Origin of the sequence: Prevotella sp. MA2016 (assembly GCF_000619825.1) — a bacterium.
GTDB lineage: Bacteria > Bacteroidota > Bacteroidia > Bacteroidales > Bacteroidaceae > Prevotella.
The window spans coordinates 126,507-144,391 of sequence record NZ_JHUW01000012.1; the positions used below are offsets into that span (position 1 = coordinate 126,507).

Consider the following 17,885-nt stretch of genomic DNA (forward strand, 5'->3'; position numbering starts at 1 on the left):
CTTTAAATTATCTGTTTGATATCAAGTAAGTCAGATACTATGTAAGTGGGGGCCTCAGGGTCTCCACTTTTTATATCGTATCCCCAGCGGTTAAACAGCAGCGCATCAATACCTGCCGACATGGCGCCTTTAATGTCTGTTTGCAGGTTATCACCTATCATCAGCGTTGTTTCAGGATCTGCACCTGTCTTTTTAAAGGCATAGTCAAAATAGGCTTGCGCAGGTTTGTTTGCACCCGCATCCTCGCTCAGCACAATCGTATCAAAATAATCGCGCAAGCCGCAGGCAGCCAGTTTTTTATACTGAACCTCATGAAAACCATTGCTAGTCATATGCATACGATACCCTTTCTCGCGCAAGTACTGCATCAGTTCATGAGCTCCCTTCACCGTGCCCGGCTTACTGCTGCATAACTCTAAAAACTTATCGCTCATCTTCAGACAATACTCCTCGGTAGCAGCATCTCCCATCCCTACACTCAGTGGACGGCGGAATCGCTCCACAATCAGGAAGTCGCGTGTAATCTCACCTTTCGAGTAGCGGCTCCAAAGGGCGATATTTGCTTCCCAATAAGCATCGTAAAACACTTGTGGATTATCAAAATAACGCTCCAATCGGTAATACTCAAACGTTTCACGAATTGACAAATCACAATTGCCATGCGTGTCGTAAAGCGTATCATCGAAATCAATAAACAAATCTCTATACAATTTATTTTTTTCCATACGCGTGCAAAAATACTAAAAAAAAACAAAAAAGAACGGCGGTTTAAGTTTTTATTACTAATTTTGCAACTGTTTCGATTGTTATAGCACGCTACATATTTTATATTTAAACAAATTAAAACAATTATAAGATGAATTCAAAATATATCATTCTGTTATTGTTGTGTATATGCACCTCAATGGCAGCTCAGGATCACATCTCAACACACAATCACCATCAGGAAGACTCTACAGATATCTTCTTCCGTCATCTAGAACTGAATGAATTAACTGTCACTGGTGTAACCGGCGACACGAAACTGAAGCACGCAACTGCTCCCGTAAGTCTGATAACACCACAAATTCTTAAAGCCACAGCCGCTACAAATATTATTGATGCCATAGCACATCAACCAGGCATCAGTCAGCTCAATACCGGTGGCAGCATCTCTAAACCCATCATCCGTGGATTAGGCTACAACCGTGTAGTAGTAATGAGCGAAGGAGTTCGCCAGGAGGGTCAGCAATGGGGCGACGAACACGGCATCGAGGTTGATGGAAGTAGCGTAAACTCTGTTGAGATTCTCAAAGGTCCCGCCTCACTCATGTACGGTTCGGATGCTATGGCCGGTGTAATCATCCTGCACCCCCAAGCAATGATGCCCGAAGGAACCATCCGTGCCAATATAAGCAGTGAATATCAAACTAACAACGGTCTGTTTGGCTACAATCTTTCAGCAGCAGGAAATCAGCACGGCTTTGTATGGGATGCCCGCTACAGTCAAAAAATGGCACATGCATATAAAAATAAGTATGACGGCTATGTGCCTGGTTCTCAGTTTGCTGAGCGCGCAGGACGCTTAATGCTCGGTCTGAACAAAAGTTGGGGCCAATCACGACTCACTTGGACTGCCTACCACCTGACGCCAAGCATTGTTGAAGGTGAGCGCGACCCAGAAACAGGCGATCTGGAATGCACTACCGACAACGTTAAAACCTACAGCAAAGCCTTACCTTTCCAGCAGGTTAAGCATTATAAGTTGGTATGGAACAACTCGTTCAACCTAGCTAACGGCTATCTGAAAACCATCATCGGCTATCAGCAGAACCGCCGACAAGAGTTCGAAGAAGAGATGGATGAATATGAACTCTACTTCAAACTTCATACGCTCACTTACGATATCCGCTACCTCACCCACGAATTCAACGGATGGAAAGTATCTACAGGCGTTGGTGGCATGTTTCAACGTTCAGTCAATAAGGGCGAAGAGTTTCTCATTCCCGATTATCGCCTATTCGACTTTGGTATATATGCAACAGCCTCCAAGAGTATAAACGAACACTGGACCCTGAATGGCGGTGTGCGTTATGACCATCGCAGACTGCATGGAGATGCACTGCTAGAAGAAGACGAGTGGCGATTTAACGACTTCACACGCCACTTTAATGGCTTTACAGGAAGCATCGGAGCTGTTTGCAACATCAATGAGCATTTCAACCTGCGTATGAACCTTGCTCGTGGTTTCCGCACCCCCAACATGAGCGAACTGGCCAGCAATGGTGTACACGAAGGATCCATTCGCTACGAACTGGGCTCACAGCAGCTCAAGGCCGAATACAGTTTGCAAGCCGACTTAGGTCTTGACTTCACCTCGCAATACGTATCAGCACAGCTATCCCTATTTGCCAACCATATCAACAATTATATCTATACCCACCGAATCCCACAGGAGATAGAAGAGGGTTACCTGACATACGCCTTTACACAAGGCGATGCTCGTTTGGCTGGTTTCGAGGCTGGTGTTGATATCCACCCAATTCACTCTGTCCATTTCTCCAACACGTTCTCAATGGTTAATGCTCGCTTACTGCATCAGGCAGCCAGCACCAAGTATATTCCTTTCACCCCTGCGCCACGATGGTCGTCAGAGTTGAAGTGGGAGTTGCAACATCACTCTCATAGCACCGTGATGCATCATCACAGCAACCACACCCCTCATCGTTCGCTGCTCAATAATCTCTATATCGCTGCAAATCTCGACTGTTTTCTACGCCAGTCGCATATTTATAGTGCCGACGACACCGAGACTGCCACACCTGCTTATGCCCTTATTGGACTATCGGCAGGCACAGATATTCAGCTAAATCGCAAAAAAGTAGCCGAGCTCTATATCACAGCCGACAATTTGCTCAACAATGCCTATCAGAGTCACTTGAACCGCTTAAAATATGCCGACATTAATAATGTAACTGGCCGCCACGGTGTGTACAACATGGGGCGTAACATCACAATTAAAATAGTTATCCCTGTGGAAATTATGTAGAAAAACAGTAAGTAATTTTGTTATTCTATAAAAAAAGTGTAACTTTGCAACCGATGGAATCATCATTATCAACAGCAATGAAGAAAATTATTATCCTCTTAGCTACGGTGGCAATGATATCCTCGGTTGCAAAGGCACAATCTGTCAACGAGGAGTTGCAGGAAGATGTTAACCGTGCAGCTGGCATGTTTTATGCCCGCCATGCAGGAAAAATGCCTAAAGACACCCCTGCACCAGGTGGAAAGAAGCCATTCTATATTAATCATTATGGATGCCCTGGTTCGTACTACCTTGATAAAGGTGACTACTACACAGATACCTATCTCACGCTTGCCAAGGCTAACAAGCAAGGAAAACTCACCAAACTTGGGCAGGACGTATTGCGCAGAGTGGGCCAATTGAAGCGAGATGCTCACCAGCGTAATGGCGAGCTGACCCCTACAGGTGCCAAACAGAGCCGCGAGTTAATAGAGCAGATGGTAAAGCGATTCCCAGAAGTATTTACCACAAATGGATATTTTAGCGTACGTAGCATTGTAGAAAATCGCTGCATCATGACCATGCAAGAGGGATTATTGCAGCTATCGTCCATGAAGCAACCTATCATCATGCGCAGTAAGGCATCGCTTCAGGAAATGAAGTTCATGGCACCATCGGATGCCGAACTCACAGCTCAGCGCGTCGATTCGCTCACACAAATTAATTATGACCGTTTCTGCATGCTCAACTCGAGTGATGCTCGTCTCATGTCATCACTATTCAACGACCAAAGCTACGTGCTCAACAATATTGACGCAACCAAACTTACACGCCAGTTATTCATTCTTGCCGGCAATGTGCAGAACACTAATCTGGTGGGGCGTATGACACTTTGGGATATTTTCACCCCCGAAGAGATACACATGCAGTGGCGCAAGCAGAATGCTTGGCATTATATCTGCTATGGTGGTTGTACACTTAATGGCGGTTATCAACCTTACTTGCAGCGCGCCGTACTACGTAATATGATACACATGGGCGACAGTGTGATATCACGCAAAACACCGATGATGCACCTTCGCTACACCAATGCAGATGTGGTAATGAGCCTGGCATGCTTAATGGATCTCAATGGGCACGGTCTTCATACAGACAACCTCGATTCGCTCGAGGCTTACGGATGGGTAAACTACCGCATCGCACCACTTGGCGGCAGCATCGAGATGATACACTATCGTAATCAGCCTGGCGATCCCGATGTGTTAGTCAAGGTACTACTCAATGGACAGGAAACACGCTTACCTATCCAAACCGACTGTGCTCCATACTACCATTGGACCGACGTAAAGCGCTACTATCTGCGCAAGTTGTATCGCTACGAAAATCGAAGGTTTAACTTTAAAGCTCAGAAGAAATGACACGGCATATTACACGCATCGCAACAGTAGTGATTGCTGTCTGTTGTTCACTATTCACGGTATCTGCACAAACCGTTAGGGATATTATCAAACAACACCCTACCTATGCTTCGTGCAACTATGACACCTATCCCGACTCAGTTAGTAGCGTGCTCACTCCTGCTCCGAAGGATAAGAAGCCTTTTTACATATCACACTATGGTCGGCATGGTTCACGCTACATCAGTAACCGTATTGGCTACGACACCCCTTACATCATGATGCAACGCGCTGACAGTCTTGACGAACTAACAACGGAAGGGCAAAGAGTGCTCCATGAAATGAACCAAATTATGCGCGACACAGAAAATCGCTGGGGCGAACTTACAGGCTATGGTAAGCGACAGATGCAAAATATCGGAAAACGCATGGTTGAGCGTTTCCCCGAGGTTCTTCATGCAGGAGCTCGCGTCACAGCCATCAGCACCACCGTGCCTCGTTGCATCGAATCGATGGGTTGTCAAGCAGCACAAATGTTACAGGCATGCCCACAACTTAAAATCAGCATGCAGGCATCTGGTCGCACTCAGTTCTACATGAACCATCAGGACAAACAATTACGAAAAGGCTATATGACACCCGAGGCTCAGAAAGCTTATGACGACTACACCAAGCCCCTCATGAGCAATAGCCGACTGATGGAGCTTATTTTCAAGAACCCCGACATCGTTAAGGAATTTGTGGATGAAGAGTACTTCAACTACTATCTCATGAAGATGGCCCTGTTTCAGGACAACATCAGCTATAACCGCAATCAGCACCTTATCAAGATATTCAACACAGACGAATTCTATCGCATGTGGCAAGCAGATAACGCGCTATGGTATATACAGCATGGTGCCTGCAAGCTTAATGGAGGCCGTCAGCCCTACAGTCAGCGCCATTTGCTCAGGCAACTTATTGCCGATGCCGATAGCTGTATCAAGCTCTCCGAGCCAGGCGCACAGCTTCGCTTCGGACACGAAACAGTACTGCTACCATTAGTATGTCTTATTGGTGTAAATGGTTACGATTTTGCTACCGACAACCTCAATGAGCTTGAGGCGCATGGATGGTGGTGCAGTAGTGTATTCCCAATGGGATCTAATCTACAGTTTATCTTCTACCGCAACAATCCGAAAGACAAAGATGTGCTCATAAAAGTGCTACTCAATGAGGCCGAGGCTACCCTGCCTATTCCCACCGACTGTGCCCCCTACTACCACTGGTCCGACTTCCGCCAGTACTGCCTCAACAAACTCGCCGCCTATAAGCAATAACTGCTTATATCATTTATACTACGCTTGTAAAAACGCCACTTTTCTACGCAGGATACTTGCTCCTGGTGAACTCCCCGAGCACAAAATGCTCGGAGAGGTTTGCTTTACTGTTTAACTGTACTATCTGTTCAATACTTCCATTTTTTAATTTTCTCATTTTTACATTTTCCTAAATGTACCTGCGTACCTGCGTTCGGCTAAGGTACCAAACGAGCATTCAACCTATGGGATGGTTAAGTTAAAAATCATTCAACTTCTTTAGGGAAGTGCATGGACGAACGCAGGTACGCAGGTACATTTGCTTGTTCGAACGTGCAGGGATGTAGAATGCAATATATTCTATATTATATATTTAAATTTATATATATTATAATATATATAAATTATATAAAAGAGATATAGTATTGGTGGGCGTCACTTGATTTTACAAAATGTACCTGCGTACCTGCGTTCGTCCCTACCCTGCAAAATAGGGTGTTTTGAGCGATACGTCAGAATCTGGTGGATAGTTCACGAGAATTTTGTGGGTATTGGCGAACTTTCTCATAGATGGTAAGGTAGTATTATAAAGATAGTATATATAGGGACATATTCTCAATAGATTATTTCTTTACATTTTAACATTCCAGAAAAACTCAAGGAATAACTTTAAAAAGGTTTGGAGCGCATCGTTTTTATTTGTACCTTTGCATCGTCAAAAAGAAACAAAGTACACACGTGGATTGAGACACACGAGAGTAATTAACATTAGTATTAACCATTAAAATTAAAAACGTATTAGAGTATGGCAAAGATTTTTTATGAGTTGCGACAGAATAAGAACAACAAGTCGCAGGTATTTGGCAAGTGGTTCGCCCACAGCAAGAGTATTGAAACCCTGAACACCCGCAAGCTGGCAAAGCACATCAGCGAGCACGGTAGCGTTTATACGCAGGATGTAGTATTTGGTGTGCTGGAGAAGTTCCGTAGCTGCCTGGTTGAGATGCTTCTGGAGAGCAAGCGAGTGAAGATCGACGGTCTGGGTACCTTCTTCACCACCCTGGAGAATGAGCCCGGCGGTGCTCCCAAGAAGGAGGAGTTTAATGTGGGTAAGAACCTGAAGGCTCTCCACATCCGATTCATGCCTGAGCAGGAGCAGGAGATGAACATCTCAAGTCGTGAGTTCCTGAAGAAAGCCGAGTTTGTGAATGCCGAGAGCCTGCTGAGCGGCGATGGTGAAAAGACAACCAACGGCGGTGGTAGCAGCCAGGGCGGCAATACCGGTGGCAATACCGGTGGAAACACTGGCGGCGGTGGCTACGACGACGGGCCTAACGGAGACTAAGGGTTGGGGCTAAGGCCCCACCCTATCCATTAACCATTGTAATCGGCTTTGCCGCTTCGCATGTCGAAGAACATTGACCATTGAGTAATAACCATTAAAAATTAACCATTATGACAAAGAAAGAAACATTAAAGTTTATCGTACAGATGATTGCCAGTATCGCAACAGCGATTGTAACGGCCCTAGGCGCGACAAGTTGCATGGCAGGTTGAACAACAACCATTAACCATTAAAAGAGATAGAGCCCACAGCATGGTCTGTGAGCTCTATATTTGATTGTAATACGCTACGGCGATATCGGCATAGCAGTAAAGGCGGGTGCTGCGGGTTTTGATAACATCGGTGTGGTAATGGCGGTGGTGCTGCATTTTGCGTATCTGACTATAGGAGGCGGTAAAGGAGCGGTTATAGGCGGTGGCTAAGAATCGCACCTGATCCTTGTGCGACAAACGGGACAACTGGGGATGGCGCTGCTGTTGTAACAAGATAAAAATGGCCAGATAACGGCACTGGCCTTGCATGGTGGAGAGTCGGCGAATGCGCGAGCGACGGGCTTGGTTGTTGGGCTGCAGGTTGAACACAAAGCCGTATTGCTTGGATAACGAAGAACGGTTCCACGCCTGCTCTACCTGCTCGGCAAACGAGGGTTTCATCTGGAACCGACCAATAGAGAAGTCGGCACCCTGACTGCCTTTGGTAACATAAAGACCATTAACGGCGGCTCGCTCTATCTCGTCCTGCCACATGGAATAGCGGATAAGCTCTGGAAACACGATAGCCTCGGCCAAACGTGCATCCACACCAAAGGGCGCAAACTCCTGCTGCCACTCGGCGTGGTGATCGGCCACATAACGTGCTGCCGAGGTCCAATCGCTACCAAACACTTTTTGATAACGTGTGGAAAAAACAGTGGTGCTGCCCATAAAGAGCAGCAACCACAGTATGAGATAGCGCAAACCTACCATTTTACAGTTTGTAAGTACACTTTACGATCTTACCCTCATCGAAGATAATCCACTCTAAACGATCGGGGTTAGCAGTGAAGGCCGCTGGAGCGTAGGTGGTCATACCATTCAGGATAATCTCGCCCGTTTTAGAGTACTCTACAACGCGCTTGCCACTACGACTCTTATAAACACCATAAGGTGGGTTAGTGCCTGAATTAGCGCCCTTCTTCAGTCGGGCATCGGCCTTTTTATTAATGGCCTTCAGCTCATCCTCGTTAATCTTGCGGAACTTGCCATTCTCGACTACTGCATACTCGCCAGCCTCAGCGTTCTGGGCCAACAAAGGCCAGTTGCCACCAGGTGATTTAAAATCGTTTACGCCACCAATGTAGCCACGGCACTCCCAGGCACCAAATGTCCAGCCTTTTGGCAGTTCGTAGACGGTTTCCTGACAAACGGGCGATGCCTGCAGCTCGGGCAGATCCTTATAGGCCTGGTCTAAGATGTTGCCCACGGCAATCACGCTATTCAGGTCGGCACGACCGATGGCACATTCTGGCAGATCGCCACTGGCAACCACCTCACGCGACAAGCGGGTATATTCGGCAGCAAACTTCTTGTGCTCGGAAATCAGGCGCAGCAGCGAGGCGCGATACTCCTTGGCAGCCTCTAAACGATAGTTGTACAGCAAATGATCGGCCTCATCATAAAGGGCATCAATCTTGGCTGCATCATCTATACCACATATCTGCTCGTAAAGCTTCTGCAACTTACTATCGTACTTTTTGCCAATGGCACTGTAATCGTGATTGGCCTCGCGCGTAATCACCTTAGCAAAGTTTTGAGCCAGCTGTCCCACCTTAGCCTCATAGCCTGTAAGGGCACCTGTAGTTTGCTGCATCTGCTTGCTAAAGTTGCCAGCATTCATGGCCATCTTCTGCATCTTCTGTACAAAATCGGGGTGAGCCTTGATGTAAGCCTCTTGCTCTTTCTCGCTCATCTTCTCAAAGCGTTCCATCTCGCTCATGTTAACATTGCCACCCATGATTTTAGCCATCACTTTTTGCTGGATGGGCTCCTTCTTCGAGTCGGGCGCGTTCTCATCGTTCAGGATAGCCATCTCCTCTTTGGTAAGGCCAAACATATCCTGCACTTTGCGCTCCCACTTTTGGCGCAGGGCTTCCATATCGGCATCGGAGCATCCGTTGGCACCCTCCTGCAACTGCTCGGCACGGGCCACAACGCGGGCTATCTTAAGTGCATAGGCATCGCGCTCCTCCATGGTGCTGCGGGCCATCTTCTCGGCCGATGGCAACTGTGGCAGCTCGGCCATCAAAGCCGAAGCCGACGAGGCCGATGAGGGGGTAAAGGTTCCATCCCACGTAACTGTAGGGGTTTTACGCTTAGGCACGATATCGTCGCCAGCGGCCACAGCCAACTTAGATGGGTCGGCAGGCTCATCGCTCTCGTCCTGCACAGCCTCGCTTATCTCGGCAGTTGCTTTTTTACCGATAACGGCTTGCTGTGCCTTTTGTTTTAGTTTGCCCAGAAATCCCTGAGCATTGGCGCCTGCTGTGCCCATCATGAGCAAGGCAGCCAGCATTACTAAGTGTTTTTTCATATCGGTACTTGTTATTTCTTAATAAACTCCACACGGCGGTTCTGGGCGCGGCCGGCATCGGTCTTGTTGTCAGCTACGGGTTCGTGACTGCCTTTGCCTACGGCACGGAGGTTGAACTCGTCGCAACCTAACTGAGCGAGGGCTTTAACAACGGCCTCGGCACGCTGCTGCGAAAGGGGATCGTTGATTTTATCGGAGCCCTGATTATCGGTATGGCCCTGCACTTCGAAACGCACACTGGGGTTCTTCTTCATATAGTCGGCCACCTTCTGAATCTCTTCCATCGACTCGGGCTTCAGCGTAGCCTTACCCGTTTCGAACAGGATGTTATTGGTAACAAACTTACCCGTTTCGGCAATGGCTTTCTCAACGGCAGAGAGATCGGTAGCCTGACGCTGATAGAGCTCAACAGCACCTTTGGCAAGCACCACATTAGCTACACCTCGATAGGGATTCTCGTCCTGGATAATGAACTCGAAACGAGCGGGGGCAGCTACATTAGGCAGATTGATGATGCGATTACCGTTGAGGTAGAATTTAAAGGCGCGCTTGTTGAACGAAATGGCAAAGTGGTTCCACTGACCTACCTTGGTAAATTTTGCTAAATGATCCCAATCTAAACTGCCACCAACATTCTGATCGACACCACCACCTTTCTTAAAGGTATAGTTGCCGTAACAATCGGGGTTACCTGGGCGATATCGCATATAGATATGACCGGTCTGGTTGCCACTTGCATCAGAGAACAAGAACTCGAACGGAAAATCGGGGATTTCGCCAGCCTTACAGAAGAACTCATCCCACTCGAGGGTGAACACATCGGGCAGGTACGACTTCATATTCTCCATCAGCGGCGAGAATCTGGAGTCGGGGGCATTACTGTGCGCATACTTTTTGCCACTAATAGAGGCTGTTTCTAAGCTACCTTCGCTCACATCCCACTTTGAGGGGAACTCGCCCATCTGCTCGTTAGCAAAGTCGTCGCTAAACAGAATCACACTACCACGAACAAAGTCGCTCTTCTGATTCTGAGCAACAGCATCGGGGGTATCGTCAACCTCTTCGGCTGCATCCTCGGCTTGCTTTTTAGCTTTCGATGTTTTCTCAGATTTTTTACCGTCGAGCACTGCATCCATCTCCTTATCAACGGTGCGCTCAACCTTGTTCTCAATCTTGTCTTTTGCTTTTTCGATGGCTTTGTCCTTCAACTTTTTAAGAAAGCCCTGCGCATCGGCCGTTGCACTAAAAGCAACCATAGCCAACAATAGTAATAATAGTTTTTTCATAAGCTTTTAGTTTTAGTATAAATAAAATGCTAACGATTAGATTGGGGCAAATATACGAAAGATATTTGAAAGTTGCAAGTTATTGGCGCTAAAAAAACAAAAACGACTTTTTGTTTGGTTTCTCGGCTTTCTTGGCTTCGCGCTTGGCCTGGCGCTCGGCTTTGCGGGCTTCTTTGCGCTCACGTTTGGCCTGCTTGGCCTCGTCGGTCATCTTATGGAACTTCATACGACCACGACTTACCTTGAGCTTGTGCATCTGGTTGGTATCGGTAAAAGAGAACGAACAGGAGATGTCGCGCCAGTTGCCACGCTGGATGACATCGCCGGTAGCCTCAGCGCCATTGCTATTTACAGTAACGGCCACATTGCGCACATGAACGCCTTTATAACTGCAATCATCGATGGTGGCATTAACAGCACCTATAGGCAACTTGCCACCCAACTTGCGACGCATAACCAAGGTGCGAGGCTTGCTGAAATCTATCTTAAAATCGGCATTGGCCGACAGAGGACCGATATCCTTCATACCCATAACATGACCAAAATGTAACTTACGGGTGCTGGCATGGCCTATCACATACTTATTACGCTCATCCAACCAGAATAGGAATTTCAGACTACCTACTGCGGTACCAAGAGTACCCCAAAAGCGCTCTTCCTTGCGGATAACACGAAAACTGCCTACATAACTGATGTCGCCTAAATTATGAAGCTGCGCCATCATGAGGCGCTTAACAGGAAACTGACTGATAATACGCTCAGGGATGCCATTCTTGGCTGTCATCTTATTGACGCGGAATAGCACTGTGAGACGCTCCTTGCTCTTCAAGTTGGTGATATCGCCGGTGGCAGAGATAGCCAGGTTCTTATCTGCCGTGCCCACCTTGACATGACGGAAGCTGAGCTTATCCTGATTACCACTCATGGTACAGCTAAGACGCAAAGGTAGTGAAAACTTGCTAAGCACAGGTGCAAAGGCACGCGAGATATCTTGCAGATAGACGGTACCAGTGATGGGGCCAGAGTGAAAACTGAAGGGGATACTATCGCGCTTGCTAGGCAACTGCATGGCTGCATTGGCAATGTGCAACTGAGTATGCTTTTGCTGTACCTCTACATCACTAAGCAGCAACCGACGATCTACGAAACGAGCCTGTGCCTGCATGTTACGGATGTGAATACCGGTAATGGAATCCACGGCATGTAGCTGGGTGAGAGCAAGGCGAAGGGTGTCTTGATCGGTGGCATCAATGGTGGCTTTAAAATCGCAGGCAACATCAAGATGCCCCACATCGAAGAAGCCACGCTTGGGCTTGCCAGTGTTTTTGCGAGGCTTATGGTTATCGGTAGCCAACTGCATCCTAGTCTGCACTTGAAACTTGCCATTCCGGCCCTTAATAAAAGATTGATTTAGATGCAAAGACATCTGATTATAGGTCGCCTGTATATCGCTAAGGCGCACACTGTGGATATCAAACTGAATACGTTTTCGAGGCGCCACGGTGGTATCCGTCTTAGCCTTAGGCTGCTTTTTAAAAGCATCAAGGAGGAACTGAAAGTTAGCCACCGAATCTTTTGCCGGTTTGAGCAGCAGAGCACGAGCACCCGACAGCTCAACATCCTTAATGGTAATCTTATTGCTTAACAACTCGCTGATATCAACATCCGCTCCTGCCTGACGAACAGTGAGCAGTGGACGCTGCTGCTGATCAGACACATGCAAACCATACAGGCGCAGCTGCTGAGCCATAAAACGGATATCCACGCTATCGATACTAACCTGCGTTTGCAGACGATCACGAAGCATCTGAGTGGCTTGCCGCAGCACACGTTGCTGAAACGCCTTACTATTCACGAGCACCACACCTGTGCCCACCAAAATAAGCACCAGCAGCAGGAATGCCACTAGCAGTTTGACAACCAAACGCAAGGATTTCATAGGCTTAAACCAGTTTAGAACTGAGGCATATTGGGTAGGCAGACCGACTTAACGGCCATGCACTCCATCTCGATGAGCCACCCAGGGCGGCACACCGGCGCATGAACGATAATGCAGGGTTTACCAGGGAATCGTTCGGCATAGAGACTGCGCACCAGCTGATAATCGGCCACGTCGCGCAGATAAATAATCATGTGGGCAACATCGTCGAAATTGCAATCTGCCTCCACCAGCAGTGCCTCGACATTATCCCACATACGATGGGTTTGCTTAACGATATCATTGGGATACATCACCTCTCCCTTATTATTGATTGAAGCGGTGCCCGAGATGAACACATGACGGCGATCGGCATAGCTAACCATAGTGCCACGCTCAAACGATACACCATAATCGCTAGTGCGATTGAGATGGGTAGGCGCATAGAGATAATGCACCTGATCGGGGCGTACACCTGCGATAGCATAATTGTCCATCTGTGCGAGCACGTTAGGATCCTGCTGTCGGCCACCAATACCGGTAGAGGCAATGAAATGGGTGTTGACAGTTAACCCCTGAGTAAAAAACACCTGATTGCGGGCACGCACCACGCCACCGTAGTTCAAATCGATATCATTCACAAACAACCATGTGCGAATGCAGTTATCAGCCAGTGTACACTGTTCCTGAGCAAGCTGCATGATATACTCGTTGAAGAGCAGGCGCATCTGATACTCAGAATTAGCAGCTAGGTTATGTGCCGAAGCATTAAACAGATGACGGAACTGACCATGGCTGACCTCGTAGAGCTCACTCTGGGTAATGGAGGTCTGAACGCCTGTCATTAGCCAAACCCACAACGCCACCTTGGTACCATCCAAAGGCGCCTGCTGGATGATGCTCTTGGCACAATCAGTTACATCGCTCACCACAATCGCATCTGCCTGGTTAGCTGCATCGCTTAAAAAATAACGTTTAAATACTGCTTGCGCCCCAGGCAACTGAGTCAGCAAGCTGTTATAGGCATTCAATACAGCATCGAGCTGCTGGGCAAACGGAAGACAAGTCTGCTGCACACGAATTACCGCATGATACTCGCATACCTCAGTTCCGTTATCGAAACAGAACACGTCGGCACCAGCCTGTTCGAAATCTATATGAGATAGTTTCTGGTTCATATTAGTTACTTGCTTTTGGCCACAAAGATACAAAGAATAATCGAGAAACTAGCAGCAAGCTGCAAAAAAATACCTAATAATAAGTATTGTATATCTCAAAAAATAGTATTAAATTTGCACCCGTAATCATTAATAGGCATACAAACAAGGAAATGAAAAATCAGAAGATGTATGAAGCGGACGACAAAATGATATCATTAATCCGCGATAATTACGATTTGTTGCAGGCACTTGGAAGTTTTGGCATAAACCTTGGATTTGGCGACAAGACGGTGCGCGAAACTTGCGAGGATAATGGTGTTGACACTTACACTTTTCTGGCCATAGTAAACTATGCAATGAACGGATACGGAGATTTTGATGCCGACGAACAGCTCAGTGTTCCCACATTGCTACACTACCTTGAAGCGAGCCACGCCTATTTTTTGGAATTTCAGCTTCCTTACATTCGACGCGAGTTAAGTGAAAGTCTGAACGAGAACGATTCACTAGCGCGACTTATTTTGAAGTTCTACGACGAGTATGCTCATGAGATTCGTCGGCACATGCAATATGAACAGAAGACACTCTTCCCTTACGTAAAGTCACTAATTGACGGTCAGCCTGCCAATGATTACAATGTAGAAACCTTTTCAAAACATCATAGTGCTACCGACAAAAAGTTGCGCGAACTTAAATTGCTCATCATCAAATATCTGCCACAGGATGGACTGCACAACAATCAGCTGACCGCCACACTGCATGATATTTATGAAAATGAGGTTTGGCTGCGCCAGCATGCTTTGGTAGAGGACCATATCTTTGTGCCAGCTATCCGCCGTCTGGAACAGATAACCAAACAGCAGGATGTGACTCGCAATATCTCTGGCATGGTGTTTGGAAGTGCTACAGCTCAGAATCCAGACGCGCTGAGTGACCGTGAGAAAGATGTTATCATCGCTCTGGTACAAGGCATGTCGAACAAGGAGATTGCCGACCACCTTTGCATCTCTATCAATACAGTTATCACTCATCGCCGCAATATTGCGCGCAAGCTACAAATACATTCACCAGCCGGATTGACCATTTATGCAATAGTCAATGGGCTGGTGGACATTTCAACTGTAAAGTTATAAAAGGTGTAGTTGTTTGCTTAAGAATGTAGCAACAACACGAAACGTGTACCCTTGGTAAACTCTGGATCAATATCAAGGTCTCCCTTCATCTTAATGGCCATCTGCTTACAGATGGGCAATCCGAGACCATCACCCTCGGTAAAGTCTTTCACCTCAGTAAATGGTTTGAACACATCGTCGCGCTTGTCCTCAGGGATAGGCTCGCCGGTGTTAGATACCAAGAACTGGTGAACATGTGCACCACGCTTCTTGTACTCCAACCATATAGTACCATCCTTGGGGGTATAGATAGCAGCATTTACCAACAGATGCTGCAGAATATGCGATACATACTCCTTATTCATATTAACGCTCAAGCTAGGCACATTGGTTTTAACAACCACGCCAGGATTAACCTGACTCTTAATACTGCTAACCAGTTCTTCACAGAATGGAGTGAGCTGTACATCGGCCATCTCAACCTCCTGATCGATGGTATTCTCAAGATCAGAGAGAGTTGCGATATGCTCAGAGAAATCGAGCAGAGCCTTAACCTCAGGAATCTTAGCATCGAGTTTGTGGAGTGTAGGATTGAGTTGAGCAGAGATATTACTGATAAACTTTGCCTTGAGAGCATTGTTCTCGTTAGCCAGATTTATCAGTTTTTTCTGTTTACGTGTAAGCAGGATATAGCGCATCAGCACTATGCCACCCAACACCAGAGCTGCTGCAAGAGCTGCTGCCAGAATACACAGACCTACTATGATAGCCTGGCGCGCTGTAAGCGAGCTAGCCTGATCCTCAATCTTAGCCTCATTATCCGAAATCTGCTTTTTCAGAGCACCAATCTCATCGGCATGCTTCAAGTTGTTGACAGAATCCTTCCAAGCCAGATAGTTGCTGTACGACTGAGCCACCATATTGGGATTGCCACTACGACGGGCATTAGAGATAAGCGTCTTGTAAACCTCGTCAACCTTGTCGTACTGCTTAGAGGCAGTAAGCTTACTAGCCATCTCCTTGAAAACTTCATTACCCTGAGCATTCTGCCCAAAAGAGTAATGATATACCGCTTTGTTATAAAGAAGATCGTTCTTCAATTCCTCGTCGGCAGCATAGGCTACTTGATTCTCCATTATACCAATCTGATCCTTGGCACTATCGCTCTTACGGAGCTTAATGTACATAGTCAAACGCTCCTTGGTAATGATATAATGAAGAGCAGCTTTCTCCTTAGCATTCTTGCCGCGGACATCTATTTCCTGGTCGGCACGACGCAGTAAATCAAAAGCCTCTTTCCAATAGTTATCTCTATAATAAAAATAAGTACCGCGCGTAGCGCACTCCATACTGGCCTTAAGTTGACCATTATGAGCATAATCCTCGAAAGCACGAATGTAATGAAAACGGGCACTTGCCACATTTCCTTTTTCATAATCACTCTCAGCACGCTGATGCAACTCACTTTTTTTAGCTTCTTGAGCACTTACAGTGCCGAAGCTTAAGCCCAAGCTTAAGAGAAGAATAAATACCTTTTTCATAATAGATTGTAATAGATTAGAACTTTGCCATCTTAATGGCAACTACGGCGCACTCGTCACCTTTATTGCCCAATCGACCGCCAGCGCGATCGAGTGCCTGCTGCATATCGTTTGTCGTAAGCAATCCGAACACAACAGGAATGTTGCTTGTAGCATTAAGACGGGCAACTCCTTCAGTAACTCCTTGACAGATATAATCAAAATGAGGAGTCTCGCCACGGATAACGCTACCCAGAATAATTACAGCATCGTAACCATCATTGAGAGTCATTTGATGAGCACCATAAATGAGCTCAAAGCTACCAGGCACCGTTTTCACATGGATATTTTCAGGTAAAGCGCCATGCTTTTCGAGTGTGCTAACACATCCGTCGAGCAGGGCGCCTGTTATTTCTGGATTCCACTCGGCCACGACAACTCCGAAAATCATGTTCGAAGCGTCGGGCACTGTGGTAATATCGTATTCCGATAAGTTTTTTGTAGCCATGGATATTATTTTGCTGAAACACGCTCAATATAGCCATCGATAGTCTGATAGGCCATAGAGTTGAAGTACTTCTCCTTAACCTTCTGATATAGTTTCAGAGCCTCATCGTTCTTACCCTGGCTCTCCAGAATCTCACCAGCCTGAATCAGGAAAGTGGGTGACAGAGAGTTATTGTCGGCCTTCTCAGCAGCCTTTTTCAGGTGTGATACAGCCTTGTCAAGCTGGTTCAGGTGTGCGTAAGCATTACCCAAAGCACCCTCGGCTGCAGGAGAAATCATCTGATCATCAGCACCGTCGAAAGCCTCAAGATACTTAGCTGCATCTTCCCACTTATTCAACTTTGCGCTACACAAACCGGCATAGAGATTAGCCAGGTTGCCAGCCGCAGTGCTACTGTACTCGTCGGCAAGTTTTACAAATCCTTTGAAGTTTACACTGTCACCGTTCAAAGCCTTCTGATAGTCACCGGCCATAAAGAGTTCCTGACCCTTTGCAATAGCTGTGCTGGCCTTTACTTCATTAGGACCGCTGACATAAGTCTTGTACAGAACTACTCCAACTACGATAATTACAAAAGCTACAATTGCAGCAATAATGGTCTTCTGATATTTAACGAAGAAGGCCTCACTCTGATTCAGGCTCTGCTCAGCTGTCTGGGCGGCCTGCTGTTGATTTGTTGTATTTGCCATTATATTTATTATTTTAATTTTCTAAAAATCGGGTGCAAAGATACTAAAAAAGCCACACATTTTATATCATTTTGCAG

Annotated in this window: 15 protein-coding genes; 6 read left to right on the plus strand and 9 right to left on the minus strand. The window is 46.7% G+C overall.

Going from position 1 to position 17,885, the window contains the following annotated elements; translation table 11 throughout:
• Positions 1-2: 2 nt before the first annotated feature.
• A complete protein-coding gene (locus tag T360_RS0110110; protein WP_028912681.1) occupies positions 3-725 on the minus strand; it encodes a YjjG family noncanonical pyrimidine nucleotidase in 723 nt (240 codons plus the stop codon).
• A gap of 131 nt (positions 726-856) precedes the next feature.
• Between T360_RS0110110 and T360_RS0110115 the strand changes: the two genes are divergently transcribed.
• The 5 genes from T360_RS0110115 (at position 857) to T360_RS16640 (ending at position 7,259) form a co-directional block, all read left to right on the plus strand.
• Positions 857-3,028: a TonB-dependent receptor gene (locus tag T360_RS0110115; RefSeq protein ID WP_028912682.1), complete on the plus strand. Its 2,172-nt coding sequence runs from the start codon at positions 857-859 to the stop codon at positions 3,026-3,028.
• 77 nt (positions 3,029-3,105) lie between these two features.
• Complete coding sequence (locus tag T360_RS0110120; RefSeq protein ID WP_028912683.1) at positions 3,106-4,425, plus strand: hypothetical protein; 1,320 nt, start codon at positions 3,106-3,108, stop codon at positions 4,423-4,425.
• A complete protein-coding gene (locus tag T360_RS0110125; RefSeq protein WP_036929418.1) occupies positions 4,422-5,723 on the plus strand; it encodes a histidine-type phosphatase in 1,302 nt (433 codons plus the stop codon). Before T360_RS0110120 ends, T360_RS0110125 begins: the two co-directional genes overlap by 4 nt.
• A 784-nt stretch (positions 5,724-6,507) precedes the next feature.
• A complete protein-coding gene (locus T360_RS0110130) occupies positions 6,508-7,047 on the plus strand; it encodes a hypothetical protein (protein WP_028912685.1) in 540 nt (179 codons plus the stop codon).
• Between the two features lie 110 nt (positions 7,048-7,157).
• On the plus strand, positions 7,158-7,259 hold the full coding sequence (locus T360_RS16640; protein ID WP_155949489.1) for a smalltalk protein: 102 nt from the start codon (positions 7,158-7,160) through the stop codon (positions 7,257-7,259).
• 54 nt (positions 7,260-7,313) lie between these two features.
• Here the strand turns inward: T360_RS16640 and T360_RS0110140 are convergent, their stop codons facing one another.
• From T360_RS0110140 to T360_RS0110160, 5 genes are all read right to left on the minus strand, one after another.
• A complete protein-coding gene (locus T360_RS0110140; RefSeq protein WP_051523508.1) occupies positions 7,314-8,012 on the minus strand; it encodes a hypothetical protein in 699 nt (232 codons plus the stop codon).
• Position 8,013: 1 nt separating this feature from the next.
• Positions 8,014-9,615 carry a hypothetical protein gene (locus T360_RS0110145; protein ID WP_155949491.1) on the minus strand — a complete coding sequence of 534 codons (1,602 nt, stop codon included), beginning with the start codon at positions 9,613-9,615 and terminating at the stop codon, positions 8,014-8,016.
• 11 nt (positions 9,616-9,626) lie between these two features.
• Positions 9,627-10,901 (minus strand): OmpA family protein, encoded by a 1,275-nt coding sequence (locus tag T360_RS16555; RefSeq protein ID WP_081772773.1) that lies wholly within the window; start codon positions 10,899-10,901, stop codon positions 9,627-9,629.
• An 88-nt stretch (positions 10,902-10,989) separates the two neighbouring features.
• Positions 10,990-12,840 carry an AsmA family protein gene (locus tag T360_RS0110155; protein ID WP_028912688.1) on the minus strand — a complete coding sequence of 617 codons (1,851 nt, stop codon included), beginning with the start codon at positions 12,838-12,840 and terminating at the stop codon, positions 10,990-10,992.
• A 14-nt stretch (positions 12,841-12,854) separates the two neighbouring features.
• Positions 12,855-13,997 (minus strand): Rid family hydrolase, encoded by a 1,143-nt coding sequence (locus T360_RS0110160; protein WP_028912689.1) that lies wholly within the window; start codon positions 13,995-13,997, stop codon positions 12,855-12,857.
• Positions 13,998-14,149: 152 nt separating this feature from the next.
• Between T360_RS0110160 and T360_RS0110165 the strand changes: the two genes are divergently transcribed.
• Positions 14,150-15,112 carry a LuxR C-terminal-related transcriptional regulator gene (locus tag T360_RS0110165; protein WP_028912690.1) on the plus strand — a complete coding sequence of 321 codons (963 nt, stop codon included), beginning with the start codon at positions 14,150-14,152 and terminating at the stop codon, positions 15,110-15,112.
• A gap of 17 nt (positions 15,113-15,129) precedes the next feature.
• On the opposite strand, the gene T360_RS0110170 is transcribed toward T360_RS0110165, so the two are convergent.
• From T360_RS0110170 to T360_RS0110180, 3 genes are read right to left on the minus strand one after another with little or no spacing between them, the layout of a single operon-like run.
• Positions 15,130-16,632 carry a HAMP domain-containing sensor histidine kinase gene (locus T360_RS0110170; protein ID WP_028912691.1) on the minus strand — a complete coding sequence of 501 codons (1,503 nt, stop codon included), beginning with the start codon at positions 16,630-16,632 and terminating at the stop codon, positions 15,130-15,132.
• 16 nt (positions 16,633-16,648) lie between these two features.
• Positions 16,649-17,119, minus strand: a complete 471-nt coding sequence (gene ribH, locus T360_RS0110175) for a 6,7-dimethyl-8-ribityllumazine synthase (RefSeq protein WP_028912692.1) — start codon at positions 17,117-17,119, stop codon at positions 16,649-16,651.
• Positions 17,120-17,124: 5 nt separating this feature from the next.
• Positions 17,125-17,808, minus strand: coding sequence for a tetratricopeptide repeat protein (locus tag T360_RS0110180; protein ID WP_028912693.1), 684 nt, complete (start codon positions 17,806-17,808; stop codon positions 17,125-17,127).
• Positions 17,809-17,885: the final 77 nt, after the last annotated feature.